At 53.4% G+C, this 26,029-nt stretch carries 25 protein-coding genes and 2 tRNA genes; 11 read left to right on the forward strand and 16 right to left on the reverse strand.

Features of this window, described 5'->3' with window-relative positions; all coding sequences use genetic code 11:
- Positions 1 to 24: 24 nt before the first annotated feature.
- A complete protein-coding gene (locus KGP26_RS19760; RefSeq protein WP_021806088.1) occupies positions 25 to 570 on the reverse strand; it encodes a fimbrial protein in 546 nt (181 codons plus the stop codon).
- Between the two features lie 463 nt (positions 571 to 1,033).
- Positions 1,034 to 1,936, reverse strand: a complete 903-nt coding sequence (locus tag KGP26_RS19765; RefSeq protein WP_021806089.1) for a transcriptional regulator — start codon at positions 1,934 to 1,936, stop codon at positions 1,034 to 1,036.
- A 212-nt stretch (positions 1,937 to 2,148) separates the two neighbouring features.
- Here KGP26_RS19765 and KGP26_RS19770 point away from each other — a divergent pair, with 212 nt between their 5' ends.
- Together KGP26_RS19770 and ypdK are read left to right on the forward strand one after the other, a co-directional pair.
- The gene (locus KGP26_RS19770) at positions 2,149 to 2,595 is read left to right on the forward strand and encodes a hypothetical protein (RefSeq protein ID WP_021806090.1); all 447 of its coding nucleotides are present in this window, start codon (positions 2,149 to 2,151) and stop codon (positions 2,593 to 2,595) included.
- Between the two features lie 524 nt (positions 2,596 to 3,119).
- Positions 3,120 to 3,194: a membrane protein YpdK gene (gene ypdK, locus KGP26_RS19775; protein WP_099782600.1), complete on the forward strand. Its 75-nt coding sequence runs from the start codon at positions 3,120 to 3,122 to the stop codon at positions 3,192 to 3,194.
- Between the two features lie 68 nt (positions 3,195 to 3,262).
- Here ypdK and KGP26_RS19780 read toward each other — a convergent pair whose 3' ends face one another.
- The 3 genes from KGP26_RS19780 to KGP26_RS19790 form a co-directional block, all read right to left on the reverse strand.
- Entirely contained in the window at positions 3,263 to 3,787 is a 525-nt protein-coding gene (locus KGP26_RS19780) for a cytochrome b (RefSeq protein WP_059201422.1), read from the reverse strand.
- Positions 3,788 to 4,147: 360 nt separating this feature from the next.
- On the reverse strand, positions 4,148 to 5,380 hold the full coding sequence (gene alaC / locus KGP26_RS19785; RefSeq protein ID WP_021807019.1) for an alanine transaminase: 1,233 nt from the start codon (positions 5,378 to 5,380) through the stop codon (positions 4,148 to 4,150).
- A gap of 119 nt (positions 5,381 to 5,499) precedes the next feature.
- Positions 5,500 to 6,042 carry a GNAT family N-acetyltransferase gene (locus tag KGP26_RS19790; protein WP_223664503.1) on the reverse strand — a complete coding sequence of 181 codons (543 nt, stop codon included), beginning with the start codon at positions 6,040 to 6,042 and terminating at the stop codon, positions 5,500 to 5,502.
- Between the two features lie 169 nt (positions 6,043 to 6,211).
- On the opposite strand from KGP26_RS19790, the gene KGP26_RS19795 reads away from it, so the two are divergent.
- From KGP26_RS19795 to KGP26_RS19805, 3 genes are all read left to right on the forward strand, one after another.
- On the forward strand, positions 6,212 to 7,456 hold the full coding sequence (locus KGP26_RS19795; protein WP_021807021.1) for a DUF1479 domain-containing protein: 1,245 nt from the start codon (positions 6,212 to 6,214) through the stop codon (positions 7,454 to 7,456).
- Between the two features lie 108 nt (positions 7,457 to 7,564).
- Positions 7,565 to 9,256, forward strand: a complete 1,692-nt coding sequence (locus KGP26_RS19800) for a sensor histidine kinase (protein WP_037376373.1) — start codon at positions 7,565 to 7,567, stop codon at positions 9,254 to 9,256.
- The gene (locus tag KGP26_RS19805; protein WP_021807023.1) at positions 9,253 to 9,987 is read left to right on the forward strand and encodes a LytTR family DNA-binding domain-containing protein; all 735 of its coding nucleotides are present in this window, start codon (positions 9,253 to 9,255) and stop codon (positions 9,985 to 9,987) included. The genes KGP26_RS19800 and KGP26_RS19805 overlap by 4 nt, the downstream gene beginning before the upstream one ends.
- Here the strand turns inward: KGP26_RS19805 and KGP26_RS19810 are convergent, their stop codons facing one another.
- The gene (locus KGP26_RS19810) at positions 9,988 to 10,329 is read right to left on the reverse strand and encodes a DUF2502 domain-containing protein (RefSeq protein ID WP_059201426.1); all 342 of its coding nucleotides are present in this window, start codon (positions 10,327 to 10,329) and stop codon (positions 9,988 to 9,990) included.
- 384 nt (positions 10,330 to 10,713) lie between these two features.
- Here KGP26_RS19810 and KGP26_RS19815 point away from each other — a divergent pair, with 384 nt between their 5' ends.
- The gene (locus KGP26_RS19815) at positions 10,714 to 11,940 is read left to right on the forward strand and encodes an OFA family MFS transporter (protein ID WP_223500177.1); all 1,227 of its coding nucleotides are present in this window, start codon (positions 10,714 to 10,716) and stop codon (positions 11,938 to 11,940) included.
- Positions 11,941 to 11,998: 58 nt separating this feature from the next.
- Here the strand turns inward: KGP26_RS19815 and glk are convergent, their stop codons facing one another.
- Positions 11,999 to 12,961, reverse strand: coding sequence for a glucokinase (gene glk, locus KGP26_RS19820; protein ID WP_021807027.1), 963 nt, complete (start codon positions 12,959 to 12,961; stop codon positions 11,999 to 12,001).
- A gap of 332 nt (positions 12,962 to 13,293) precedes the next feature.
- Here glk and KGP26_RS19825 point away from each other — a divergent pair, with 332 nt between their 5' ends.
- Entirely contained in the window at positions 13,294 to 14,541 is a 1,248-nt protein-coding gene (locus KGP26_RS19825) for an ion channel protein (RefSeq protein ID WP_059201428.1), read from the forward strand.
- Here the strand turns inward: KGP26_RS19825 and KGP26_RS19830 are convergent.
- Positions 14,538 to 15,230, reverse strand: coding sequence for an aspartate/glutamate racemase family protein (locus KGP26_RS19830; RefSeq protein ID WP_209524214.1), 693 nt, complete (start codon positions 15,228 to 15,230; stop codon positions 14,538 to 14,540). The genes KGP26_RS19825 and KGP26_RS19830 overlap by 4 nt on opposite strands.
- Positions 15,231 to 15,299: 69 nt before the next feature.
- Complete coding sequence (locus tag KGP26_RS19835) at positions 15,300 to 15,758, reverse strand: multidrug/biocide efflux PACE transporter (RefSeq protein ID WP_021807030.1); 459 nt, start codon at positions 15,756 to 15,758, stop codon at positions 15,300 to 15,302.
- 99 nt (positions 15,759 to 15,857) lie between these two features.
- Between KGP26_RS19835 and KGP26_RS19840 the strand changes: the two genes are divergently transcribed.
- Entirely contained in the window at positions 15,858 to 16,748 is an 891-nt protein-coding gene (locus KGP26_RS19840; protein ID WP_094982027.1) for a LysR family transcriptional regulator, read from the forward strand.
- On the opposite strand, the gene KGP26_RS19845 is transcribed toward KGP26_RS19840, so the two are convergent.
- Positions 16,724 to 18,385 (reverse strand): alpha-keto acid decarboxylase family protein, encoded by a 1,662-nt coding sequence (locus KGP26_RS19845; protein WP_223664504.1) that lies wholly within the window; start codon positions 18,383 to 18,385, stop codon positions 16,724 to 16,726. The two genes, KGP26_RS19840 and KGP26_RS19845, sit on opposite strands and share 25 nt — an antisense overlap.
- Positions 18,386 to 18,630: 245 nt before the next feature.
- Here KGP26_RS19845 and mgrA point away from each other — a divergent pair, with 245 nt between their 5' ends.
- Together mgrA and KGP26_RS19855 are read left to right on the forward strand one after the other, a co-directional pair.
- The gene (gene mgrA / locus KGP26_RS19850; RefSeq protein WP_209555389.1) at positions 18,631 to 19,620 is read left to right on the forward strand and encodes an L-glyceraldehyde 3-phosphate reductase; all 990 of its coding nucleotides are present in this window, start codon (positions 18,631 to 18,633) and stop codon (positions 19,618 to 19,620) included.
- A 256-nt stretch (positions 19,621 to 19,876) separates the two neighbouring features.
- A complete protein-coding gene (locus KGP26_RS19855) occupies positions 19,877 to 20,272 on the forward strand; it encodes a DUF2502 domain-containing protein (protein ID WP_021807034.1) in 396 nt (131 codons plus the stop codon).
- 242 nt (positions 20,273 to 20,514) lie between these two features.
- Here the strand turns inward: KGP26_RS19855 and KGP26_RS19860 are convergent, their stop codons facing one another.
- Positions 20,515 to 21,753 carry an Nramp family divalent metal transporter gene (locus KGP26_RS19860; protein ID WP_021807035.1) on the reverse strand — a complete coding sequence of 413 codons (1,239 nt, stop codon included), beginning with the start codon at positions 21,751 to 21,753 and terminating at the stop codon, positions 20,515 to 20,517.
- A gap of 378 nt (positions 21,754 to 22,131) precedes the next feature.
- Here KGP26_RS19860 and KGP26_RS19865 point away from each other — a divergent pair, with 378 nt between their 5' ends.
- Positions 22,132 to 23,319, forward strand: a complete 1,188-nt coding sequence (locus KGP26_RS19865; protein WP_021178662.1) for a NupC/NupG family nucleoside CNT transporter — start codon at positions 22,132 to 22,134, stop codon at positions 23,317 to 23,319.
- 138 nt (positions 23,320 to 23,457) lie between these two features.
- On the opposite strand, the gene KGP26_RS19870 is transcribed toward KGP26_RS19865, so the two are convergent.
- From KGP26_RS19870 to gltX, 5 genes are all read right to left on the reverse strand, one after another.
- The gene (locus tag KGP26_RS19870) at positions 23,458 to 23,763 is read right to left on the reverse strand and encodes a type II toxin-antitoxin system RelE/ParE family toxin (RefSeq protein WP_223664505.1); all 306 of its coding nucleotides are present in this window, start codon (positions 23,761 to 23,763) and stop codon (positions 23,458 to 23,460) included.
- Positions 23,764 to 23,807: 44 nt separating this feature from the next.
- Complete coding sequence (locus tag KGP26_RS19875) at positions 23,808 to 24,035, reverse strand: type II toxin-antitoxin system Phd/YefM family antitoxin (protein WP_021178663.1); 228 nt, start codon at positions 24,033 to 24,035, stop codon at positions 23,808 to 23,810.
- A gap of 133 nt (positions 24,036 to 24,168) precedes the next feature.
- Positions 24,169 to 24,244: transfer RNA gene (locus KGP26_RS19880), tRNA-Ala, on the reverse strand.
- Between the two features lie 62 nt (positions 24,245 to 24,306).
- Positions 24,307 to 24,382 (reverse strand) — tRNA-Ala (locus tag KGP26_RS19885).
- A gap of 220 nt (positions 24,383 to 24,602) precedes the next feature.
- The gene (gltX, locus tag KGP26_RS19890; RefSeq protein ID WP_021807037.1) at positions 24,603 to 26,018 is read right to left on the reverse strand and encodes a glutamate--tRNA ligase; all 1,416 of its coding nucleotides are present in this window, start codon (positions 26,016 to 26,018) and stop codon (positions 24,603 to 24,605) included.
- Between the last annotated feature and the right edge of the window lie 11 nt (positions 26,019 to 26,029).

Genomic DNA, 26,029 nt, shown 5'->3' on the forward strand with positions numbered 1-26,029 from the left:
GCCCTCATCCCACGGCTGGATGTCTTACAGGTAGATGATGGTGTAATCCACCTGGGTATTAACCGTACCTGGCGTGACCGTCCCGTTCGCATAGTATTGCGCGTAATAATTCATTACGCCGCCACCGGAGCTAATATCAACGGCCAAATCGCCTTGGCTATGTGCGCTACCCGCCATGATGCTGCCCAGATTGGCGTTCAACAGCTGAACCTGGACGTTGGTCGCCGTGCCCGATGCCGAGTTGTTCAGGCGACCGGTGCTCTGTTCAACATAAGCGCCCGCTTCGAAGAAGGTGCTGGCAGTATTAAGTGTAGCCCCCGCACAGTTGGTCAGTGCGATGCTGAAAGGTGTTGCCCCTGCAGTTGCCCCAACGGCTGGCAGCGCAGAGATGGAAATGGTCGGCAACGTTACCGTGGCGTCTTTAGACTGGTTGTTGACCGAAATATCGCAAGTAGTGTCAGTAATGGTGCCATTGATGGTAATAGTGCCATCGGCTGCCAGGGCTGAGCCCGCAAAAGTCATACCGATAACAGCGGCCAGCAGGGTAGTTTTGGTGTTGTAAAATTTCATAATGATCCTAATCCGTTATAAGATAACTGTAGTTAACCAAGCACATTGCCGATTGGTGCGCCCGAGAAGCTTTACTGTCATCGGTCCGTTATTTACCATCCTGCCGTACTTGTTTGTTTCCACCGTTCTGCGATAACTTCGCAGGTTCCGTGGTGAGCGTCACCAGTCAGTTACTTAAGAACAATCCTAACCACCCGTTGACGAGAAAAATCTTAACCCACAAGCGGTATAAAAGAATCATTAACTATTAAATTGGAATTATTTAGGTTTAAAATCCAAATTTAATGTTTTTAATGGCCTGTTTTATGCGTAAAACTCTACACGGTCTCATTGTTAAGCACAAAAAACTTGTTTGTTTTATGTTCATTTCATACAAAAATTAAACAATTCGGCTAATTGTTGCTCACCCCACCAAAAAACCAGACTACTGTTGCAATGATCAGGCCCATTCTTTTACTTAGCCTTACTGCAACAACGGCAAACTGTCGTTCTCTAGCCCTGAGCAAAACTCTATTTTGTGCTCACGTACGATAGTGCAGCGAACAAAAAACAGGCGACTCACGCCAGAAATAAAAGAACGAACCTGGTTGCTGCGTACCACTAGCAGGTATTCATCTGCCCGGCATTCGGCTTTTCGTTGCTCCACATAGGACAACATGTCCTGATTCAGACTGGAGCTGGGGACCCCTGACTGCGTGGATGTCGACATAAATACCTTGCAACTCCCCGCCTTGCCAAGAAACACCTCCTGTCTGGCCAGTGAATTGGTGGCGTACATCGTAGATGCGATCCCCAGTACAAAAACCAAACCAGCAACCGTCGCGATCAGACCCCAACCAAGACGTTTTTTGTTGGCAGGAGCAGCAATCTCTACGCTTGTCGGCAGATCGGGCTCATCGTCTGCCTCGGAAGTTGAAGCAATATCATCGTCAGTCTCGGCTTCGGTTTCCAGCCCGCTCTCTAATGGCAAATAGGCCTCATCACTCACTGTCTGTGCAGGGACTAACGGGGTAAAATGTCCATCGTCTTCCTGGCTGATTTCAACCTGGATCTCGCGGCGCAACATAAACCCTATCTTCGGCACGGTGACAATCACCTCATCATCGATCCCCATCACCTTAAGCACCCGGCGCAACTTGCTCACGCATTGATTAAGGTTGTTATTGCTGGAGATCATGCCGTAGTCGTCCCACACCTTTTTGAAAATCACCTCACGTTCCACGGGTTTGCCATAGTTGGCGATCAGTAATAGCAAAAGACGTTTGGCGGGATTGGAAATAGCCGTGGGCTCGTCGGAAAAGTCGCTTGGACCCAACGTTCCGGTATCACCATCAAACAGCACACGATCGTTAAATCTGTATTTCATGTTAATCCGGATCATCATTGGGCTATAGGATAATTCTGGCATAAGTTGCTAATAAAACATCAGTCACCGTCCAAAAAAAATACTGCATAACCCTGTTTTCAGCTTGGCGGCCTACACAGCGATTATCCCCGTGCTTTAAGGACGCCAATCTCTGGCATTGTTGTCGCCAACCGGTCACAATGCGGCTCACTTCCCCCCAAGCAGGAAATATGATGCCTTGCCACTATCCCGCCCATTACGCCTTCGATAGCGAAAGCGATGCCTGGCAAATTACCCTACGGGATTTCCCCGAGCAGCAAGCCGCCTGCTACAAACGTGAGGATGTCGAACTGGAGGCGCAGGAAAGCCTGCTGACGGCTATCGCCATTGAAATGGAAGAAGGGCGCCCGGTGCCTGCGGCCTCCGCATTGCAAAGCGGTGACATCGCCCTGCATTTACCGGTGCTGGTGAAATTAAAGCTGGAACTGCACAACCATATGTTGAGCAGCAACACCTCAAAAGCACTGCTGGCACGCCAGATGGGCCTTAACGGTGCTCAGATCGATCGGTTGCTGGATGTGGCCTATGCCTCGAAGGTTGAGGCCCTTGAACAAGCCCTGTTTCTGCTCGGCTACGAAGTGCATACCACGGTAGTGGCGATCCGCCAGCAATCAGAATAAATAGTTTGCCCAGAGAGTAAATTTTTACCGTTTTGCGCCGATAGGGTTATTAAACAACCACCGATTGCAAAGTGAAGGCTAAAAATGGAACTCAACCGTCGTCATGTCTGGGCCGCTATCCTGCTTTCTTGTCTGGTTTTCTGGGCTATTCTGATCGCCAGCGTCAGCGCCGTAGCCTGATGCCTTGTAACAAACTGTTACTTATGGCATTTATCAACCATCCCACCTCGTAGGGATGCTGCATACTGCGCCCGTTTCAACTCACTGCAGGGTAAAAAACCGACAAAAAATGTGATCAAAAACACAGTATTGAAATGGGTAGGATTTTGGGAGTACATTAGCGCCGATCCTGTTGTGATTCCTGGTTAACCTCAAGGAACTTGAATCGCAACGACCGGTAAATCGTAGCTCTGGACGTTGTTCCTTCTGATTGAAGAACCCGCCATCCGCCGCTGATTTGCCACAAAATACTCAGACAACAATCGGGATCGTTGGTTTGCGAGGACTCCACAAGGAGTTGTTACGTGAAATACTTTTTGATGGGCGTTTCATTCATGCTGGTTGCATGGGTAGGCACCTTCATGCTGATGGTTGCCTAACGGCAATCTCGCCAGGTACATTGATAAAGGGGCGCTTCTGCGCCCCTTTGTTGTTTCTGCAGCGCGAACTATTTGCCGGGCATCATCCGGCGCAGGGTGTCGTCACCACGCACATAGTGATGATAAATCGCGGCCAAGGCATGGATGCCGACGATGAAATACCCCGTGTTTGCCAAGGTTTCGTGCACCATTTTCAGCGTGCGGCGTATGCCCGTGTCAGGCGTGATCCACTGCGGCACCTGCCAGCCCAGCAGCAACCACTGTTTGCCCCCATAGGCCAACGTCAAGAAGCCCAATATCGGCAACGATAAAAACAGCAGATACAGCACCCAATGGAGCATTTTCGCCCCTAGCGCCTGTAGTTTCGGCAAGGCCGGAGTGATCGGTGGAGTAGGATGCCGGTGGCGTAGCCCAAGGCGGATAAACATCAGCACAAATACCGATAGGCCGAAGTTAAAGTGCAGATCCTTCACCAATGCCGCGCTGTCATCCGGCACCGAGTCCTTCAGCAATATGGCACTGTAAGTCAGGATCACCATCACCAGCGTCAGCCAGTGCAGGAGGATTTGTGATTTTGCAAAACGAACGCTCATAGAGACTCCCACTAAATTCGGTATTAGCAGAGCATAGCGGATAACAACTGAAGATAACCTTAAGTAGAAGAAAAATAGCGGAAACTGATCCCCCTCACCCTAACCCTCTCCCGTAGGGCGAGGGGACCGATCGAGTGGGTCTGAAAATACGGTGGCACACCTTGGCTGGGGTGGCGATCGAGTTAGTTTTTGGTTTGCGTAATACCTTATCTTTCTTGTTTTTGCTCCCTACTTTCCGAAGCTGCGCGGACCAACCAAGCGCTCCGGCCAGCTCCCTCTCCCTGTGGGAGAGGGTCGGGGTGAGGGGCAACAGCGATTGCCTAATCTCAGGCAACACATCAGTCCCCTCAAGATGGGGTGTTATTTGGTAGGAGGAGTCGCCGTTTTAGCTGGCTTGATTAATCCATCGGCACGGAACATCGCCTTGATACCGCGCACCGCCTGGCGGATACGATCCTGGTTTTCAATCAAGGCAAAACGCACATGGGTATCGCCGTAATCGCCAAAGCCGATCCCCGGCGATACGCACACTTTAGCCTCCGCCAACAGACGCTTGGCGAACTCCAGCGACCCCAGATGCGCGTAAGGCTCAGGAATTTTTGCCCACACATACATCGAGGCTTTCGGATTCTCTACCATCCAGCCAGCTTCGTGCAGCCCTTTCACCAGCACGTTACGGCGCTGGCGATACTGCTCGGCAATGTCCAACACGCACTGCTGATCGCCTTCCAATGCGGCGATAGCGGCCACCTGCAGCGGCGTAAAGGTGCCGTAGTCGTGGTAGCTTTTAATACGTGCCAATGCGCTAACCAGCTCAGGATTCCCCACCATAAAGCCAATACGCCAGCCGGCCATATTGTAGCTTTTCGACAGGGTGAAGAATTCTACCGCAATGTCTTTGGCTCCCGGCACCTGCATGATCGAAGGCGCTTTCCAGCCGTCATAGACGATATCGGCGTAGGCCAGATCGTGTATCACCAGCACGTCATACTGTTTCGCCAGTGCCACTACCCGCTCAAAGAAATCCAGTTCTACACACTGCGCAGTCGGGTTGGATGGGAAGCCCAGGATCATCATTTTTGGCCGCGGAATACTTTCACGAATGGCGCGCTCTAGCTCACCAAAGAAATCCACGCCGTCCACCAGCGGCACGGAACGCACCTGCGCACCGGCGATCACCGCGCCATAAATATGGATCGGGTAACTTGGATTCGGCACCAGCACCGTATCCCCATGATCGAGCGTTGCCAACATCAGGTGCGCCAGGCCCTCTTTCGAGCCAATAGTCACAATGGCTTCGCTTTCGGGATCGATATCGACCTGATAGCGTTCCTGATACCAGTGCGAAATAGCACGGCGTAGGCGCGGAATACCGCGAGAGGTTGAGTAGCCATGTGTATCATCACGCTGGGCTACGGTACAGAGTTTCTCTACGATATGCGGCGGCGTCGGGCCATCCGGGTTACCCATGCTGAAATCGATAATATCTTCCCCGCGACGGCGTGCAGCCATCTTCAGTTCAGAGGTGATATTAAACACATAAGGGGGCAGGCGTTCGATGCGCGTGAAACGGCGCGGGTTGTTATCAGACATAGTTACCTCGAAGAGACGTTAGCGCCCGGACCATCCGAGCGACGTTGGCCATAGAATGGCCAAACATCGAACATAACTCAGCCTTGTCAGGCTGTCGAGCCCCTCGCATAACAATTTTTTTACCGTTCGGCAGCCGCAAATTCCGTCGCCAACAACCCCAACCGCCAGTCATTACACCACCGGTCCGCCAGGCGGAAATTGTCACGCAGCGTCCCTTCCAGTTGAAAACCACAGCTCTCCAACAGACCCCGTGAGGCTAAATTCCCCTCTGTCACCGTGGCATACACTTTGTGAAACCCGCAGGCATTGAAGGCAAAGTCCAAGACCACAGGCAGCGACTCTTTGCCATAACCTTTCCCCTGCCCTTCCGGCAGGCTGCCAAAGCCCACTTCGGCCTGCTGGCAAGGGGACCACTCAGGGCGAAACCCGGTCATTCCCACCGCTTGACCGCTGCTTTTTTCTCTCATCACCAGGCATAGCCAGCGATCGCAATGCTTATCCCATGCGGGCAAGCGTGCTTCGAAACGTTCGCGGATCTCGTGTTCCGGCAGCGGATCGGCAATGTAACGGATCACCTGGGGATCCTGGAACAGACGTAGGAATAACGGCCAGTCATCCGCGGTAAGCGATGTCAGCAGCAAGCGAGGTGTTTCCAATTTCATCAGGTAAATCTCCGAAAAACGAAAAAGAGGAAGTTACGAATGAAAGATATCCCTTTATTTTCCCCTATTAAATCCAGATAATCATTAACCAGGTTACAACAAAACAGCAACTTTATAACGCTACCCTACCACTAACATCCTCGCCCACCGGCGGGCCAAGGAGAACACCATGGCTTCATTACTTATCGATGATGTGCCTACCGCAATAAAAAGCGTCAAGCAGCAGTTACGCCAGGCTCTACCCAACTATCGCGAAGTCTTCCTGGAACTGGAAGACAATATTCGCCAGCAGGTGGAGCAAATCCGTCAGGAACTGGCCAACGGCCAGGACCCGGTGCCGCAGGTGGACGCCGAAGATATTCTGCAACAACGCGTTACCGAACAACAAATTGCCCTGATTAAACAGCGCGGCGTGTGCGCTATTCGAGGCGTATTCCCACGCAGCAAAGCCGAGGCCTGGAATCAGGAGATTGGCGACTATCTCGAACGCAATAACTTCGTCGAGCGGTTAAAAAATGCCGCCGAAGATAACTACTTTGGCAAACTGGCCGCCAGTAAGCCACAGATCTACGGCATTTACTGGTCGAAGCCTCAGGTCGAGGCTCGTCAAGATCAGCGCATGCATGCGGTGCAGGTGTTCCTCAACAGCCTGTGGGCAACCGAGAGCAACGGCAAACAGCACTTTGACCCAACGCGCGTTGCTACCTATGCCGATCGTACCCGCCGTCGTCCGCCAAACTCTTCTTCACTGGGCCTTTCTCCGCATGTGGATAGCGGCACCATCGAACGCTGGTTGGATGAGAATTTCCGCTACGTCTATCGTCACGTGTTCTCCGGCAACTGGCAGCAATACGATCCCTTTGCCGCCGATGGCCGCACCGAAGTGCGCGAGATCGCCTCACCGGCGGTTTGTTCCATGTTCCGCACTTTCCAGGGCTGGACAGCGCTGACGCCGCAACGTACCCATGCAGGAACGCTGAACGTAGTACCGATCGCCAACGCCATGGCCTATATCCTGCTGCGCGCCCTGCAAGACGATGTGGCGGATGACGATCTGTGTGGGGCCGCCCCAGGCCGGGCGTTATCAATCTCGGAACAGTGGCATCCCCTTTTATTAAGTGGGTTATCCCCTATTCCCGATCTGGAGCCGGGAGATACGGTATTCTGGCACTGTGACGTGATCCATTCGGTAGAAAACGAGCATAACGGCGAGTTCGACAGCAACGTGATGTACATTGCCGCCGCGCCGGGTTGCGAGAAGAACGATGCCTATCTGCAACGGCAGTTGCCAAGCTTCCTGTCAGGTAAAAGCCCGGTGGATTTTGCTGCAGATGATTTCGAAGTGGATTTCATTGGCCGCGCCACCGTTGAGCTGCTGACGCCGCTCGGCAAGGAACAGTTGGGGTTTAAATAACCCTGATGACCGCGGTGTGCTCCGGCCACCGCGGTCATTGCCACGCTGTGATATACTGTGGTCTCCCGTTCGTCGCAGTGAGCCGCCGTTGTGCACCCTGTTTTTGAAATGTTGTTAGCGGTATTCGATCGTGCCGCCCTGATGTTGATCTGCCTGTTTTTCCTCACCCGCACCCGGCTGTTTCGCCAGCTGTTGCAAAAGGAAGATCATACTCCGCTGGAACTGGCCGCAGTCACGGCCATCTTCTCTCTGTTCGCCCTGTTCAGTACCTATTCTGGCATCAATGTCGAAGGCTCTCTGGTTAACGTACGGGTGATCGCCATCATGGCCGGGGGGATCCTGTTTGGCCCCTGGGTTGGCATCATTACCGGCATTATCGCCGGATTGCACCGCTATCTGATCGATATCGACGGTATCACCTCGGTTCCCTGCCTGATCACCAGCATTATTGCCGGGATCGGCGCCGGTTATATCAACCTGAAGGTGAAGAAAGGCCAGCGCTGGCGTGCCGGGATCTTGGGGGGCATGCTATGCGAATCACTCACCATGCTGCTGATCGTTGTCTGGGCCAAACCCACCGAACTCGGGCTGGATATCGTGTCTAAAATTGCCCTGCCGATGATCCTCGGCACGGTGTGTATCGGCCTGATCGTGCTGCTGGTGCAAAGCGTCGAAGACGAAAAAGAGGTGATTGCGGCACGGCAGGCCAAGCTGGCGCTGGATATTGCCCGCAAAACGCTGCCCTATTTCCGTAATATCAATAGCGAATCGCTGGCCACCATTTGCGAAATTATCCGCCACGATATTAATGCCGATGCGGTCGCCATCACCGATACCCAACATGTGCTGGCCTACGTTGGCGTGGGAGCAGAACATTACCCACTCGGGCGCGCAGGGCTGAGCCGAGTCACGCTGGAAAGCATCCAGCAGGGCAAAATCATCATCAAAAACAACCTCGAGAACCAGACCGCACCGCAGATCCATTCCCAACTGGTGATCCCGCTATGGGAAAAAGGTGAGGTGACCGGGGCGCTGAAAATTTACTACTGCCATGCCCATCAGATCACTAATACGCTGAAGGTGATGGCGGTTGGCCTATCGCAGATTATCTCCACCCAGATGGAGGTTTCGCGCATCGAGCATCTGCGCCAAATGGCGGACAAGGCCGAAATGCGCGCGCTACAAAGCAAAATCAATCCGCATTTCCTGTTTAATGCGCTGAACGCCATCTCGTCGTCGATCCGGCTAAATCAGGATACCGCCCGCCAGTTGATCATCAACCTGTCGCGTTACCTGCGCTATAACCTGGAACTGAACGACGAACTGATCGATATCCGTAAGGAACTGCATCAGATCCAGGACTATATCGCCATTGAGCAGGCGCGCTTCGGCAGTAAGCTGACGGTGATTTATGATATCGACGACGATATTGCCGTACGCATCCCTAGCTTGCTGATCCAGCCGCTGGTGGAAAATGCCATCGTGCACGGTATTCAGCCCTGTAAAGGGAAAGGCGTGGTGGTGATCGCGGTGAAAGATCGGGGCGATCGCGTCAGGATTTCGGTGAAAGATACTGGCAACGGCATCGATCCGCTGGTGATCGAACGCGTGGCGCGCAATGAAATGCCAGGCCACAATATCGGCCTGCTCAACGTACACCACCGGGTTTCACTGCTGTACGGTGAAGGATTGCGCATCCGGCGGCTGGAGCCGGGAACGGAAATCGCCTTCTACGTCACCAAAAACGGCAATAAACTGCATAGCGAAAACAGCCCACAACCTGCCGGGGAACAACTATGAAAGCCATCATTGTGGAAGATGAGTTTCTCGCCCAGCAAGAGCTGACTTATCTGATTAACAAACACAGCAATATCACCATCGAAGCCACCTTTGAAGACGGTTTGGACGTGCTGAAATACCTGCAAACCCATCAGGTTGACGCCATTTTCCTCGATATCAATATTCCGTCGTTAGACGGCGTATTGTTGGCACAGAACATCAGCAAGTTTGCGCATCGTCCGTCAATCGTGTTTATCACTGCCTATAAAGAGCATGCGGTGGAGGCGTTTGAGATCGAGGCGTTCGACTATATCCTCAAGCCGTATCATGAGGCACGCATCATCACCATGCTGCAAAAGCTGGAGGCATTGCATAACCGACCAGCGCAGACGCCAGAGCCTAGCGCACCGGCGAATCGTACCAGCCACAGCATTAACCTGATCAAAGACGAGCGCATCATCGTCACGGACATCAACGACATCTACTACGCCGCCGCCGATGAGAAAGTCACGCGGGTGTATACCCGGCGCGAAGAGTTTGTAATGCCGATGAATATCACCGAGTTTTACCAGCGGCTGCCGGAAGAGTTTTTCTTCCGCTGCCACCGTTCGTATTGCGTCAATCTATCCAAGATCCGGGAAATCGTTCCCTGGTTCAACAACACCTATATTCTGCGGCTGAGCGATCTGGATTTTGAAGTCCCGGTCAGCCGCAGCAAGGTCAAGGCGTTTCGCCAACTGATGCGGTTATAGTTACCAACGTGGGCCTCGCGGGCCGTGTTCCCGTTGGTAATAGCGTGGCGGTGGTGGTGGTGGCATGCGGTAATAACGTGGGCCATCACGCCATTCACGACGTGGGGGGCCGTAATAAACCGCCCTTGGCGGTGGGCCGTAATATCCGCGGGGGCCATAATGCTCGTGCCACCAGCGCGGTTCACGCCAGCGACCACCATCCCAGTAATGCCCCCGATCATCACGATCGCCAATATGCAGCGACATTCCAGGCACATTGATGCCGACAGAAATATCCGCATGGCTCACCGCAGGCAATGAAAGCGGCAACAACGCAGCCAATAACAACAGCACTTTTTTCATCAGGTCTCTCCCAGAGCATGGAACGGGTCCATTTACCGATCACAGTAGTTCCGCACCGGTACGTTCTCTATAGGACGAAAGCCCAATTACGCCTTTCAGGCATATCCTTCACAATTACCACACAGTTTGCCGCAGCGCTTTGGCCATCTTTCTGACATATCTTTGATGTAGATCACGCCCGGCAGGCCGCATTCCAACGGCTTTTTAGCCCTTATTCGGCAACTCATGCAGCGATAACGGCATTTCATTCCTCGGCAGCGGCAGTTCATTCCCGATCCGCCATTGGCAACGATCGCCCCCTTTATAATAAGCCCATACCGCAGGGCTCTGGTTGCCTTGCTAATTTTGCCAATGGGCAACGCCAATACAGGAAGGAGACCGGCCATGAACAGCAAACCGGCAAATCGCAGCTTAATCGTTCTCGGCACCATCATCTGCCAGATGGGCCTCGGCACTATCTATACCTGGAGCCTGTTCAACCAGCCGCTGGTAGACAAGTTCCACTGGGGCCTTGGCGATGTCGCTACTACCTTCTCGATCACCAGCTTCTTCCTGGCCTTCGCCACGCTGTTCGCCGGTAAGCTGCAAGAACGTTTTGGTATTCGTAATCTGACGCTGGTTTCCGGCGTGCTGGTCGGCCTGGGGCTGATTGCCAGTGCCCACGTGCAATCGCTGGATATGATTTATCTGTTAGCGGGCGTGGTGGTCGGTTTTGCGGTGGGTATCGCTTACATCTCTACCCTGTCCAACCTGATCAAATGGTTCCCGGACAACAAGGGGCTGATTTCCGGCATCTCCGTCGGGGCGTTCGGCAGCGGCAGCCTGTTGTTCAAATACGTTAACGCCGCCCTGATTAGCGGTGCCGGTGTCTCTGCCGCCTTCTTCTACTGGGGCGTGATCGTGATGGCGCTGATTGTGCTGGGTTCCATGTTGCTCAAAGAACCGGTACAGGTTAACCAACAGGCTAACCACGGTACGCTGGGCAACGATTACACCGTGCGCCAGATGCTGGCCAGCAAAGAGGCCTATATGCTGTTCGTGATTTTCTTCGCGGCCTGCATGAGCGGCTTGTATCTGATTGGTATCGTTAAAGACATGGGCGTACAGCTGGCCGGGATGGATTTGGCCACCGCCGCCAACACCGTTTCCGCCGTAGCAATCTTCAATACCGCAGGCCGCATCATTCTAGGCACCCTGTCCGATAAAGTAGGTCGTATGCGCGTCATCAGCTTCACCATGCTGGTCACTATTCTGGCGATTGCCGCACTGAGCTTCCTGACGCTGAGCCATACGCTGTTCTTTATCTGCGTCGGCGCGGTCGCCTTCTGTTTCGGTGGCAACATTACCGTCTTCCCGGCGATTGTCGGTGACTTCTTCGGCCTGAAAAACCACAGCAAAAACTACGGCATCATTTATCAGGGCTTTGGTCTGGGCGCGCTGGCTGGGTCGTTTGTGGCCAACCACTTCGGCGGCTTCCACGCGACTTTCATGGTGATGGGTGTGCTGTCGGTGATTTCACTGCTGATTACCCTGTTTATCAAAGCGCCGAAAGCGGTTGAGCAGGAAGAAGTGTCTCACGCAGAGCCTGTGTTGGCCAAAGCCAACGGCTAAGAGGCGAGTAAAAAAAAGGGCGCTGCCAAACCGGTAGCGCCTTTTTTTATTGTGTTGATTACAGATGCATACCCAGCGTCTGCCGCAGATGAGCGCCAGCCCCCAGCAGCCCCGGTTGGGAATGGGTGATCATAAACACCGGAATTTCTCGCACGTAGTCTTTAAAGCGGCCCTTGTCTTCAAAAGCAGCGCGGAACCCGGAGGCCTTGAAGAACTCCATAAAGCGCGGCACGATGCCCCCGGCGATATACACCCCGCCAAACGTCCCCAGATTCAACGCCAGGTTGCCGCCAAACCGCCCCATGATCACGCAGAACAGGGACAGGGCACGGCGGCAATCGGTACAGCTGTCCGCCAGCGCGCGCTCGGTGATATCTTTGGGTTGCAGCTTCTCCGGCAGGCGCTTGTCTGCCTTGACGATGGCACGGTACAGATTCACCAGCCCAGGGCCAGACAGCACGCGTTCCGCAGAGACGTGCCCCACTTCGCCACGCAGCACCTCCAGGATGATGTCCTCCTCTTCACTGTTCGGTGCAAAATCTACGTGACCACCTTCACCCGGCAAACTCACCCAACGACGGTTTACGTGTACCAGATGTGATACCCCCAGCCCCGTACCCGCACCGTAAACGGCAATCGGTCTATCCTTTTGCGCTTTGCCCCCGCCAAACTGCAACACGTCATCTTCGGACAGCATCGGAATCGCCATCGAAACCGCAGTAAAATCGTTAATCACTTCCAGGTGCTTTAAGCCCAGGTTCTCTTTCATCGCTTTGATGGAGAAGGCCCAGGTGTGATTGGTCATGGCGACCCAATCCTCGGTTACCGGGCAGGCGATGGCGATACAGGCATCCTGAACCTCCAGTTGCAGCTCGGCCAGGTATTGGCGGATCACCGCTTCCAGGCTATCGAACTCCAGACCAGAATAGGTTTTCGCCTGGGCGATCTCGCCCGTCTCGACAGTGCACAGCGCCAGGCGGGCATTGGTGCCGCCAACATCACCTACGAGGGCATAGGTCATCGGTGTTTCTCCCTAAAATGAAAAATGCGAAATTGGGTACACTGTAAAATCACGCCGCCCAAACAACAATCGGCATTCTGCGGCCCGCTGCTCAATAGCGATCCAGATCACAAAAAACGTTTCAGCCAGACCCTATTTCACCGATTTATACCGTCGGTTACAGATTGGTGCAAAAAACATGAGATGAAAGCGATCGCGTGCGGCTACCATTAGCGAAATCGCTCCGTTGGAGCTATATACTATGCAAACCATTTCTCTGAGGCCTGGCGATTCTGCTGGCTTTACTCTCTGTTTTCCCTGCCAATCAGGGACGTGACAACAAGGGATCCCGCATGCTGCATCCGCGCGCCAATGCTATGTTGGCCTTCGCCCTGCCCGCGATCGTTATCGGTTCCGCCTCCAGCCTGATCCTTATCTTGCTGATGGAAAGTGCCAACGTGCTGCAGAATTGGCTGTGGGTTCGCCTCCCGGAGCTGCTCAATATCGATAGCCATTCCCCTTGGTGGACCATCGGCATGCTTACACTGACCGGTATCGCCGTTGGGCTAATCGTACGCTTCGTGCCGGGCCATGCCGGGCCAGATCCGGCTACCGAGTCGCTGATTGGTATGCCTTTGCCGCTGGCCGCCGTACCGGGGTTGGCATTAGCCTTGATGGTGGGCCTGGCGGGTGGCGTCAGTTTGGGGCCGGAAAACCCGATCACCGCCATCAATATTGCCCTGGTGGTCGCACTGGGTGCAAGGTTATTGCCAAAGGTGCCGAAGATGGATTGGATCATCCTCGCCGCCGCTGGCACGATTGGCGCAATGTTTGGTACACCGGTTGCCGCCGCTCTGATTTTCTCGCAAACGCTAGGGGGAAATAACGAAGTCCCCTTGTGGGATCGGCTGTTTGCCCCGCTGATGGCCGCTGCCGCCGGTGCCGTCACTACCCAGATGTTCTTTACCCCGAACTTTACCCTACAGCTTGATGCTTACAATGTGACCCGGCTACGCGATATCTTCAGCGGCTCGGTGGTCGCGCTGATCGCTATTGCCCTGGGGATGGTGGCGATCTGGTGCTTCCCACGCATGCACCACATGTTCCATTCGCTGAAAAACCCGGTATTGATGCTCGGGCTAGGTGGCCTGCTGCTAGGTATCCTTGGGGTCATTGGCGGAGATATCACCCTATTCAAAGGGTTGGATGAGATGAAACTGTTGGTGGTCGACGGCAGTTTCACCACCAGCCAACTGCTGGTGATCACTCTGACCAAGCTGGCCGCCCTGGTGGTCGCAGCGGCGTGCGGATTCCGCGGCGGGCGTATTTTCCCGGCGGTATTTATCGGCGTCGCGCTGGGGTTGATGTTGCATCAGCATGTCCCGGCGGTTCCGGCAGCGATCACCGTTTCCTGTGCCATTATGGGGTTGGTGCTGGTGGTAACTCGCGACGGCTGGCTGAGCCTGTTTATGGCCGTAGCGGTGGTGCCAGAGCTGCACCTGTTACCGATACTGTGTATTGTAATGTTGCCCGCCTGGTTGATGCTGGCGGGCAAACCTTTGATGCTGGTAGTAAAATACCAGCCTCCACATGAAGACTAGGCCAGAGCATACTCGGCAGCGGCATGCGCATGAATGGCCGTGGTGTCGAACACCGGCACGGTGGCATCTTGTGCGCTAACCAACAGGCCGATTTCAGTGCAGCCAAAGATGATCCCCTCGGCGCCCTGCTGTTCCAGCTTGGCAATAATCCGGCGATATTCATTGCGTGAAGTATCAACGATTTTGCCCAGGCATAGCTCTTCATAAATGATGCGGTGTACGATATCGCGATCGGCAGCATCCGGCGTGACTACGTCGATAGCAAATTTGTCCTGCAAACGCCCACGGTAAAAATCCTGTTCCATGGTAAAGCGCGTGCCGAGCAAGCCGATACGGCGGATATTTTGCTGGCGTACCTGCAATGCTGTGGCATCGGCAATATGGATCAGCGGCAGGCCGCTGGCCTGTTCCACCGCATCAGCTACCTTATGCATAGTGTTGGTACAAATCACAATGGCCTCGGCACCGGCAGCACGTAGCGAAGCGGCGGCCGCTGCCAGCAAACGACCAGCGCCTTCCCAATCACCTTGGTGCTGCAAGCGCTCCACTTCATGAAAATCCACGCTGTAGAGCACGATTTTGGCTGAATGCAGGCCACCAAGCCGCTGTTTCACCTGCTCGTTGATCATTCGGTAATAGGGGATGGTGGATTCCCAACTCATCCCGCCCAATAATCCCAACACTTTCATTCAGTTCTCCTTGGCTGTGACTCACTATCAACCAGACATTACCCGAGAACGACCTGACTGACGAAGCAATTATTTGCTGTGCGAACTGCTAACCTTCGCCTGGCGCGGCTCAAACCAACGCTGGCGCAGGGTATCGTAGACCCAGTTATACGCCATGGTATAAGGCAGGAAGAACAGGAAGAAACCGATCTCCAGCACAAAAGCCTGCCACAACGAAATATTGAGCATAAAGGCGGCTATCGGCAGACCAATCAGTACAAACCCGGCTTCAAAGCCAAAGGCGTGGCCAATACGCACTTTCAGCGTTCTGACCACTCGGCTCACCGGCCACAGCCGATCAAAGATCGAGTTATAGACGATGTTCCACAGCATGGCGACGGTAGATAACATGACCGCCAGCGCCCCGACCTGCGCCATCGAGCGGTTAAGCAGCCACGCCCCCAAAGGGGCACAGATCATCACGGCGATAGCTTCGAACCCCACGGCGTGAACGATACGTTCAACCAACGACTTGTTTTGCAACTGCATACTTCACCTGTTTTGTGACCGTTATTGAAAATGTCAGGTGATTATCATCGGTTTTTTGCGTAGATTAAAAATAGGTTCCATCGATAAAGTAGATACATCATGCGCTATTCCCCAGAAGCCCTACTGGCCTTTGTTGAGGCTGCCGCGTTAGGCTCGTTTTCTGCTGCCGCACGCAGACTGCGCAAAAGCCAGTCCACCATCAGCACCGCCATTGCCAATCTGGAGGCGGACCTTGGGCTGACGCTGTTCGATCGCCAGGCGCGCCAGCCTGTATTGACGGAAGCTGGCCGCAAGGTGCTGGGCCACGTGCAGGAAATCCTCGCAGCCAGCGAGCGACTCGATGCGCTGAGCATCCGCTTGGGGGACAATATCGAACCGCGGCTAACCATCGTATTTTCCGATACCTATCAACCCAACCATCACGATAACCTGCTGAAACATTTCGAGCGGCGTTATCAGGATATTGAGCTGGAATGCATGATCGCCGAAGGGGAGGATGTACTGGATCTGCTACAGACTGGCCGCGCTCACCTGGGAATGCTGGCGGTACAACCCACCTACCCCCCCGAGATCGCCGTCGCCAGGCTGCCAGAGCAGACTGAAATGGGGGTGTTTGTTGCTCATGACCATCCGCTGACCCGTCTCCCGGCCCTGACACAGGCCCACCTTGCCAGCAGCCGCCAACTTTACCTCAACACCTATACCAGTAACAACGCAACCAAACCGCGCGGGCGAACCTGGTCGGCGCCCAGTTATCTGATGCTGTTGGAGATGGCGGAACAAGGGGCGGGTTGGGCGATACTACCGCACTGGCTGGTCAAACAGTACGGGCGGCAACGTCTGACAGAGCTGAAAATGCGTGGCTGGCCGCAAACCATCTCGGTCGATGCCGTATGGTCCAAGCTTACCCCGCCGGGGCCGGCGGGGCTGTGGTTATTGGATCGCTTACTGGAAAACGCCGCCGATCAAGCCGCCGCATTACGCAATTGAATAGCCCGCGACACGCAATCGAGCAGTTCAGGTATGTCCATTTTCGGCAACACTACCTCGATAAAGGCCAGTTGATCGCTACCACCGACCTCACCAAGCGCCGCACGCAACTGCTCAGGTTCGGTGACACGCAGGCATTTCAACTGACGATCGAGCGAAAAAGCCTGCGATAACCGCGTCCAATTCCATTGCGCGATATCGTTATAGCGCTGTTCTGGCCCGTGGATGGCTCGCTCGATGGTGTAACCGTCATTATTCAGCAGCAAAATCACTGGCTTTTGCCCATCGCGCAACATGCTGCCCAACTCCTGCACGGTAAGCTGAGCGGCTCCATCGCCAATCAATAATATAACCCGACGCTGAGGCTCAGCAGTCTGCGCGCCAAATGCAGCCGGTAAGGTATAGCCGATCGAACCCCATAAGGACTGTACGATAAACCGGCACCCCTGCGGCAGCGTCAACGATGCCGCGCCAAAGCAGGCAGTGCCCTGCTCAGCAATCAGGATATCTCCCGGCTGCAAGAAGTCTTGGATTTGCCGCCAGAAACCATGTTGATCCAGACCGCTGGCACTCGGCTCCGGCAATGCTGGCCGTTTTATCGACGGCAGCGGCCACTTGCTGGCTAACGATAACGTCAGTTGGTGCAGAGCCTTCACGGCTTCGCGCATAGGGATTTGGCTGAATACCTGCTGGCCAACCCGCGCCTCGAACGGTTGGATATCGATGCATTTATCCACGGGCAGATTATGGCTAAAACCGGCAGTGATGGTATCGGTGAAGCGCACCCCGACGTTAATCACCACATCAGCTCCCTCAATCTGCTGCTTGACCAGTGGATCGCTGGCGGCGGCGGCATAAGTTCCGGTGAAGCAGGCATGAGTTTCATCCAACACGCTTTTGCCTAACAACATTGTTGAATGGGGAATATTGACCTCATTCATCCATTGTTCCAGCACGAGTTCGGTACCGAAGCGTTCGGCCAGAAAATCCGCCAGCAGGGAAACCCGATGGGCGGCCTGCAGTTTTGCCCGTGCGGCAGCGATAAATGCCTGTAGGGAAACGTCGGACAGATTGGGTTGACGCAACACCAAAGGTGCCGGACGCGAAGCCAACGGCGCTTCAGCAACGTCACTTGGTAACAGCAGGTACACCGGGCGGCGCTCGTAGAGTGCGGTGGTCAATAGGCGATCGATTTCCGCTTCCGCATTGCTGGCCGTCAGGCTGGCCTGGGCGATGGTTACCTCTTTCGCCATACGAGCAAAATGGCCGAAGTCCCCATCCCCCAACGAATGGTGCAGCAAATCCCCGGCACGCTGTGCTCGCAAAGCCGGGGCGCCAACAATGTGGATCACCGGTAGGTACTCGGCATAGCTGCCGGCAATGCCGTTTATCGCACTTAATTCACCCACACCAAAGGTGGTCAACAGTGCCGCGGCTGGCTTACAGCGGGCATAACCATCGGCAGCATAGGCGGCGTTTAGCTCGTTGGCGCAGCCTACCCAGGTTATCTGCTGATGATCAATAACATGATCGAGAAACTGCAGGTTGTAATCTCCCGGTACGCCAAAAAAGTGGCGAATGCCAATCTGGGCTAACCGATCGAGAAGGTAATCTGCCACCGTATAGCTCTTGCTCATGATCATCACCTAGGTAACGGAAGAATGGTTAGCATTAAGTATTAGAGATTTAGCCGAAATCTCGAACTTTATCACCAGAGATGAACTGGAAACTCTGCTTTACATCTACGCACCAGCAGCATGCAGCAGGGATCATCCATAAGCAGTTTGAATAAATGGCGAACAATTAGCGTGATCTCACACTCTGACAACCCATGTGGAAGCGCATACACTGAATACCCTTCCCCGCTGTCGATGAGGATCTTATGGTTTATCAAGCTGAGTCTGCCCGCTACCAGAATATGGAATATCGCCGTTGCGGACGCAGCGGGCTGCAACTTCCGGCCGTTTCACTCGGTATGTGGCACAACTTTGGCGATAGCACGCTGTATGACAACGCACGCAATCTGGTGCATCGTGCCTTCGATCTTGGCATTACCCACTTCGATCTGGCCAATAACTACGGGCCACCGCCGGGTTCTGCCGAAGAGAATTTCGGCCGTATTCTGCATCAGGATCTCCAGCCTTATCGCGATGAGCTGATTATCTCCTCCAAGGCGGGCTACACCATGTGGCCTGGCCCCTACGGTGACTGGGGATCGAAGAAATACCTGATCGCCAGCCTCAATCAAAGCCTGCAGCGCATGCGGCTCGACTATGTGGATATCTTCTACCATCACCGCCCTGACCCGGATACGCCGCTGGAAGAAACCATGGCGGCGTTGGATTTGATAGTCCGCCAAGGGAAAGCGCTTTATGTCGGATTATCGAATTACCCGGCCGAACGGGCGCGGCAGGCATTTGCCATTCTGCAGCAGCTTGGCACTCCTTGTGTGATCCACCAGCCAAAGTACTCGATGTTTGAACGCTGGGTCGAACCCGAGTTGCTGGATACGCTGGAAGAACATGGCGTAGGGTCCATCGCCTTTTCGCCGCTGGCCGGAGGCATACTGACAGATCGCTATTTGCAAGGCATTCCGCCTGATTCCCGCGCAGCGAGCGGTAGCCGATCCCTCACTCCCGAACAGATTACCGAAACGAAACTGCAAAAGGTTCGCCAACTGAACGCGCTAGCAGAGCAGCGTGGCCAAAAACTTTCGCAGATGGCGCTAGCCTGGGTGTTGCGTAACGATCGCGTCACTTCCGTTTTGATCGGTGCTAGCAAAGTCAGCCAGATTGAAGATGCGGTCGGTATGTTGGCCAACCGTAAATTCAGCGCAGAAGAGATCGCCAAGATAGAGCAGATCCTGATGTAATCGCTTACAAGCCGCCGGTAGGGTATCGGCGGTTTTCTCACCGTTCTCCTCAGATAACTCCCAATCCCCGGTGTTCTCCATGGCTTTCAGAATTTGCCCAAAGGCGCGGTCGCCCCACGGCGTTAACATCTCTCAGATAAATACCTCAGGGATTTTACGCACAGCGTTAAAGAGCGAGGGATAACAACCGTTTGCATGGCCAAAACCTATACCGATGAACGTGCTTCATTATCGGTATTCGGCCAAGGGAGCCTAAATGTTTAAACCTCTGTTTACCGCAGCCATTCTGGCGGCGCTTTTCATGCCCATCGCCCACATCGCCCATGCCAGCAGCGTCAATATTGATTTGCTGCCGGGGGTCTCGCTGCAGATTGGTGACCAGGACAAACGCGGCAATTACTGGGACGGTTACGATTGGCGCGATCGCGATTGGTGGCATGGCCATCAGGGGCGTGATTTAGGGGAGCGCAGCCGCCGTGGCTACTATTGGGATGGCTATCGCTGGCGGGACCGCGATTACTGGCATAAAAATTATTACTACCATGATGGCCGCTACCGCAAGGCTGATAAATATTATTACAAACAGTATAAAAAGCAGCACCATAAGAATAAGCACCATCACAAAAATCATCATCACGATCATGATGATTGACTCCTCACCCAACCCTCTCCCAAAGGGAGAGGGAGCTGTCTGGAGCTTTTGATTAGCTCGTACTGCTTCGGAAAGTGATGTAAGAAGAAGAAAGGCTGGGTAAAGGATGCTAAGTGTTCAACATGCCCCCGGTCTATACACTCCCACAGGGCGAGGGAGCTGTTCGGCATAGTAATCAGGTGCAGAAGTCAGTCTGTAGCACGTCTAACCCCTCTACATAAGCTAAGGTGAGAGGAACGATCCTAAAGCAAGTTACTGATCAGCAGATAACCGTTGAGCCCAACCACCACCAACACAATCAGTTTACCGAGATTCTGGATTAGACGACCGTTGACCATATCCCCCATCAGTTCACGGTTGCCGGTAAACGCCAGCAGCGGCACCAACGCCAGGGCGATACCAAAGCTCAGCAGCACCTGGCTCAAAACCAGAATACGCGTCGCATCCATCCCCATCATGATGACAATAAACGATGGCATCATGGTGACCACCCGCCGTACCCAGATAGGGATATAGAAGCGGACAAAGCCCTGCATCACCACCTGCCCCGCCAAAGTGCCTACCACGGTAGAAGAAAGACCTGCTGCAACCAGGCTCAGGCCAAAAATGGTGGCCGCCGCATTGCCGAGCAACGGCTGCAACGTCAGGTAAGCTTGGTCAAGATCGGTAATGCCGCTGTGGCCGTTGAAATGGAATGCGGCAGCGGCGGTGGCCATCATCGCCAGGTTAACAAAACCGGCAATGGTCATGGCGATCGCCACGTCCAGCTTGGTGGCCGAATAACGTTCGGCTTTAGAGTCTTTACCGGCAGTCTGCGTCAGCGAGGAGTGCAAATAAATCACATGCGGCATGATGGTTGCCCCTAACACCCCCGCAGCAAGAAACACCGCGTCACCATTCGGCAAATCCGGGATCGCCATCCCTCTAATCAACCCGCTCAACTGCGGCTGAGAAAATACCAGCTCCACGATATAGGCCATTGCCACAAACAGCAGCAGGCCGCCAATCACCAGTTCCAACGGCTTTTGCCCGCGTTTTTGCAGCATCAGGATCAGGAAGGTGGCAATGCCGGTGAGGACTGCCCCCTGCAACAACGTTACTCCCAGCAGCAGTTTGAAACCGATCGCGGCACCGATAAACTCGGCCAAGTCGGTGGCCATCGCGATAATCTCCGCCTGCACCCAATAAGCCCAGACGGCCGGGCGCGGGAAGCGATCGCGGATATGCTCAGCAAGGTTTTTACCGGTAGCGATGCCCAGTTTGGCAGACAGCAATTGGATCAGCATCGCCATGACGTTGGCCCATACCACCACCCACAGCAGCGTGTAACCAAAAGAAGCGCCAGCTTGAATATTAGTGGCAAAATTACCGGGGTCGATATAGCCGATGGCGGCGATAAAGGCAGGCCCCATCAGAGAAAGTTTGATCTTTCTGGACGGGCGGCTGGAGGAAGTATTGTTAACCGCGCGACTGTTCAGCATAGCGAAAACCCTTACTAATTTAGCTTACCTTCATCTTTACTTAAGTGATAATGATTATCAAGTGCATTTGCAGCGATAATGGTTATCTCTGCGATAGCCAAAAACGAAGGTTTTATCGAACAGATCGCATGAAATCCTAGCGTTTCCATCTACTCTAGATCACAAGGTTCAGAGCGGATCACGCTTGATAATAAAAATAGCACAAAAATGCCACGAACACGCATATTTATTAACATCTTGATCTTTGGTGCTTTGCCGTCATAGATTAGGACTATCTCCACTATGATTTTCCATATTTGCTATGAATGTCTCGTTTTTAAACTTGGCGTTACATAAAATGACAACCGAAATTCAGCCTGCCTCAAATTTGGAGCAAACATGTCCCATATTGCGCACTTTGCGTTAGCGTTAGTGGTGGTTGCAATCCTGGCCCTGTTAGTGTGCCGCGATCGTAAAAACATCCGCATCCGCTATGTTATTCAGTTGTTGGTTATTGAAGTGTTACTGGCCTATTTCTTCCTGAACTCGGAAGCAGGTTTAGGCTTTGTAAAAGGCTTTGCAGCAATGTTCGACAAGTTGCTCGGGTTTGCGGGGCAAGGGACTGATTTTGTGTTCGGCGGGATGGGTGACAAAGGTCTGGCCTTCTTCTTCCTGAAGGTGCTGTGCCCAATCGTGTTCATCTCTGCCCTGATCGGTATTCTGCAATACATCAAAGTGCTGCCGTTTATCATCCGCATCATCGGGACCGTGCTGTCTAAAGTGAACGGTATGGGTAAACTGGAATCCTTCAACGCCGTCAGTTCGTTGATCCTGGGCCAGTCTGAGAACTTCATTGCCTACAAAGATGTACTGGGCAAGATGTCAGAAAAACGCATGTACACCATGGCCGCTACCGCGATGTCGACAGTTTCCATGTCCATCGTTGGCGCATACATGACCATGCTGGATGCCAAGTATGTCGTGGCGGCACTGGTACTGAACATGTTCAGCACCTTTATCGTCCTGTCACTGGTCAACCCTTATGACACCAGTAAAGAAGAAGAGCTGCACCTCGGCAATCTGCACGAAGGCCAAAGCTTCTTTGAAATGCTGGGTGAATACATTCTGGCAGGCTTCAAGGTGGCGATTATCGTTGCCGCGATGCTGATTGGCTTTATCGCCCTGATTGCCGCGCTTAACGGCCTGTTCAGCGCCATCTTCGGCCTGAGCTTCCAGGAAATCCTGGGTTACTTCTTCTATCCATTTGCCTGGGTCCTTGGCGTGCCTAAGCATGAAGCGTTACAGGTTGGCAGCATCATGGCGACCAAGCTGGTTTCCAACGAATTCGTTGCCATGATGGAACTGCAGAAAATCGGTGCTGAGCTGTCTCCACGCAGCATGGGTATCCTGTCCGTGTTCCTGGTGTCCTTCGCCAACTTCTCTTCTATCGGTATCGTAGCCGGTGCGATTAAAGGGTTGAACGAGCATCAGGGCAACGTGGTTTCACGTTTCGGCCTTAAGCTGGTTTACGGCTCTACCCTGGTTAGCCTGCTGTCAGCGGCCATCACAGGCTTGGTTCTGGGCTAACAGCTTTAGAATCGACAAGTTCTAGTCTTAAGACGCCCGATGAAGTTTATCGGGCGTTTTTTATTTGATGCCGATAAAGCATGCGATTCTATTTTTTGAGGAGGACATAGTTATTGCTGGCATGACGCTCAGAAAATCTTACTGCCATTCAAGTATGCGGTTGAAAAGTAAGCTTGCAATGTCTTGCTTTTGGGACAACATCGCGTGGACGTAAATCCGCGTATCCTCTTTGCCAAACGTGGTGCTATAGAGCACTCGGTATCCGTCAGCTGTATTACATTCCCGGTATTTAGCGCACCCAAGAGCTAGCAATTCATCACAGACAGGACTTCCTTCAGGAAAAACACCGGTTTTCTCTTCAAACTCAACCAATGCTCTTTTTATAACCGGTTTCGGGTCAATCTGGTGAGAGCGCAAAAAATACGCGATGGTTTGTATCGTCATTTTCGCGGTCCCTGAATAAATGAAAGTTACCGCTTTCGCAGTCATCAGAGTGAATCCAAGATTTGTTCACGGGAGAAGGTTCGCCCTAGCTCAATATCTTTCTCAGACAGCGTCATAAGCTTGAGCAAAGCAATACTTTCATCCCTGCGCATACGATCTCCGTAGGACTCGATAACATAAGCAGGAAGACCGTTTTGCGTCACAATCAAAGGTTCCGACAGATCGAGCTTGGCGGCATTTTGTTTCAGATAGCTGATAGTTTCTGTTTTCATAATGTCTCCAGCAGTAAATTATTGCCAGTAAAAGACCAAATATAGTCTATATAAAAACTGATAACAATAATTCAGTCCAGAGGTAAAGCCTTAGAATGCAAAAAGCCGACCCTTGGGTCGGCTTTTCAAATGGTGGTGGAGCTAGACGGGATCGAACCGTCGACCTCTTGCATGCCATGCAAGCGCTCTCCCAGCTGAGCTATAGCCCCACAAAAGTGGTACGCGTTAACCGTGCGTTACGGTATTCCTCAACCTTCCTGAGATAAAAGGTTGGTGGAGCTAGACGGGATCGAACCGTCGACCTCTTGCATGCCATGCAAGCGCTCTCCCAGCTGAGCTATAGCCCCAATTCACAATCACGAAATCCTGTGAACGGGGCGCATGATATGAAACCCCAGAAACCCTGTCAACGGCTAAATTGAATTCCTCGATCAAGCGCTGAAAAAGCCGCCAAATCAGCGCGTTTAATGCTAAAAAACCGCCGCTTTGGGTACAAAATAAACCGGCAAGAAAAAAGCCCCGCGAATCGCTTCGCAGGGCTTTGTCGGTTTAGCGGGCAACTAACGGTCAGGCTTGCGCTTCGCGCTCGGCAATATAAGCCAACGCCTGATCAATACGCTTGAGGGAGCGAGCCTGGCCGATAGCATGTACGGTAACGTCCATGCCTGGTGACTGGCCAGCGCCAGTGACCGCGACGCGCAGTGGCATCCCTACTTTGCCCATACCCACGCCCAGTTCGTCTGCAGTGCCCTGAATGGCGTCGTGCACGTTCTCTGGCGTCCAGTTGGTAATAGCGGCCAATTTGGCGCGTACGGCTTCCAGCGGCTGGCGTGCGACCGGACGCAGGTGTTTCTTCGCCGCATCGGCGTCAAACTCGTTGAAGTCCTGGTAGAAGTAATGGCAAGACTCCGCCATCTCCTTGAGGGTTTTACAACGCTCGCCCAGCAGTTTGACCAGATCTTTCAATTCTGGACCGTTGCGGGTTTCAATCCCCTGCTGCTCAACATGCCATGCCAGATAGACCGCCACTTCTTCCGCTGGCATATGGTTAATGTAGTGATGGTTCAACCACTGCAGTTTTTCGGTGTTGAAGGCGCTGGCGGATTTGTTGATCGCATCCAGAGTGAAGAACTCTTTCATCTCATCAATAGAGAAGATTTCCTGATCGCCATGGGACCAGCCCAGACGCACCAGATAGTTCAACAACGCCTGCGGCAGGTAGCCGTCATCACGGTATTGCATCACGCCAACGGCACCGTGGCGTTTAGACAGCTTTTTGCCGTCATCACCCAGGATCATCGACACGTGAGCATATTCCGGCACCGGTGCCCCCAGCGCTTTCAGGATGTTGATCTGGCGCGGCGTGTTGTTGATATGGTCTTCACCACGGATCACGTGGGTGATTTCCATATCCCAGTCATCGATCACTACGCAGAAGTTATAGGTTGGCGCACCGTCGGTACGGCGAATGATCAGATCGTCCAGCTCCTGGTTGCTGAATTCGATCGGGCCACGGATTTTATCGTCGAAGATGACCGAACCTTCCTGCGGGTTACGAAAACGCACTACGTGTGGCTCATCGGCAGTGTGGCTGCACTGGCTATCGCGGCAATGGCCGTCATAGCGTGGCTTCTCGCCGTTTTCCATTTGCTTCTCGCGCAGCGCTTCCAGGCGTTCTTTCGAGCAATAGCACTTATAGGCCGTTCCCTGTTGCAGCATGTCATCAATCACCGCGTTGTAGCGATCGAAACGCTTGGTCTGGAAGTACGGGCCTTCATCCCAATCCAGGTTTAACCAGTTCATGCCATCCATAATTGCGTCGATAGCTTCCTGGGTTGAACGTTCGAGATCGGTATCTTCGATACGCAATACAAACTCACCGCCGAAATGGCGGCTGAACAACCAGGAATAGAGCGCAGTACGGGCGCCGCCGACGTGCAGATAGCCGGTCGGGCTTGGGGCGAAACGGGTTTTGATTTTCATTGGGTTCACTG

Source organism: Serratia sp. JSRIV002, assembly GCF_019968725.1.
GTDB lineage: Bacteria > Pseudomonadota > Gammaproteobacteria > Enterobacterales > Enterobacteriaceae > Chania > Chania fonticola_B.

Bases quoted from the DNA above. Each gene is read 5' to 3' on its own strand.
- KGP26_RS19835 (WP_021807030.1), bottom strand. From the start codon at position 15,758: ATGCAGTTGCAAAACAAGTCGTTGGTTGAACGTATCGTTCACGCCGTG.
- KGP26_RS19860 (WP_021807035.1), bottom strand. From the start codon at position 21,753: ATGCTGAACAGTCGCGCGGTTAACAATACTTCCTCCAGCCGCCCGTCC.
- KGP26_RS19805 (WP_021807023.1), top strand. From the start codon at position 9,253: ATGAAAGCCATCATTGTGGAAGATGAGTTTCTCGCCCAGCAAGAGCTG.
- KGP26_RS19870 (WP_223664505.1), bottom strand. From the start codon at position 23,763: ATGACGATACAAACCATCGCGTATTTTTTGCGCTCTCACCAGATTGAC.
- KGP26_RS19765 (WP_021806089.1), bottom strand. From the start codon at position 1,936: ATGAAATACAGATTTAACGATCGTGTGCTGTTTGATGGTGATACCGGA.
- KGP26_RS19815 (WP_223500177.1), top strand. From the start codon at position 10,714: ATGAACAGCAAACCGGCAAATCGCAGCTTAATCGTTCTCGGCACCATC.
- KGP26_RS19790 (WP_223664503.1), bottom strand. From the start codon at position 6,042: ATGAAATTGGAAACACCTCGCTTGCTGCTGACATCGCTTACCGCGGAT.
- KGP26_RS19770 (WP_021806090.1), top strand. From the start codon at position 2,149: ATGCCTTGCCACTATCCCGCCCATTACGCCTTCGATAGCGAAAGCGAT.
- KGP26_RS19855 (WP_021807034.1), top strand. From the start codon at position 19,877: ATGTTTAAACCTCTGTTTACCGCAGCCATTCTGGCGGCGCTTTTCATG.
- KGP26_RS19875 (WP_021178663.1), bottom strand. From the start codon at position 24,035: ATGAAAACAGAAACTATCAGCTATCTGAAACAAAATGCCGCCAAGCTC.
- KGP26_RS19845 (WP_223664504.1), bottom strand. From the start codon at position 18,385: ATGAGCAAGAGCTATACGGTGGCAGATTACCTTCTCGATCGGTTAGCC.
- KGP26_RS19865 (WP_021178662.1), top strand. From the start codon at position 22,132: ATGTCCCATATTGCGCACTTTGCGTTAGCGTTAGTGGTGGTTGCAATC.
- alaC (WP_021807019.1), bottom strand. From the start codon at position 5,380: ATGTCTGATAACAACCCGCGCCGTTTCACGCGCATCGAACGCCTGCCC.
- KGP26_RS19825 (WP_059201428.1), top strand. From the start codon at position 13,294: ATGCTGCATCCGCGCGCCAATGCTATGTTGGCCTTCGCCCTGCCCGCG.
- KGP26_RS19840 (WP_094982027.1), top strand. From the start codon at position 15,858: ATGCGCTATTCCCCAGAAGCCCTACTGGCCTTTGTTGAGGCTGCCGCG.
- KGP26_RS19795 (WP_021807021.1), top strand. From the start codon at position 6,212: ATGGCTTCATTACTTATCGATGATGTGCCTACCGCAATAAAAAGCGTC.
- mgrA (WP_209555389.1), top strand. From the start codon at position 18,631: ATGGTTTATCAAGCTGAGTCTGCCCGCTACCAGAATATGGAATATCGC.
- KGP26_RS19810 (WP_059201426.1), bottom strand. From the start codon at position 10,329: ATGAAAAAAGTGCTGTTGTTATTGGCTGCGTTGTTGCCGCTTTCATTG.
- KGP26_RS19830 (WP_209524214.1), bottom strand. From the start codon at position 15,230: ATGAAAGTGTTGGGATTATTGGGCGGGATGAGTTGGGAATCCACCATC.
- KGP26_RS19800 (WP_037376373.1), top strand. From the start codon at position 7,565: ATGTTGTTAGCGGTATTCGATCGTGCCGCCCTGATGTTGATCTGCCTG.
- gltX (WP_021807037.1), bottom strand. From the start codon at position 26,018: ATGAAAATCAAAACCCGTTTCGCCCCAAGCCCGACCGGCTATCTGCAC.
- glk (WP_021807027.1), bottom strand. From the start codon at position 12,961: ATGACCTATGCCCTCGTAGGTGATGTTGGCGGCACCAATGCCCGCCTG.
- KGP26_RS19780 (WP_059201422.1), bottom strand. From the start codon at position 3,787: ATGAGCGTTCGTTTTGCAAAATCACAAATCCTCCTGCACTGGCTGACG.
- KGP26_RS19760 (WP_021806088.1), bottom strand. From the start codon at position 570: ATGAAATTTTACAACACCAAAACTACCCTGCTGGCCGCTGTTATCGGT.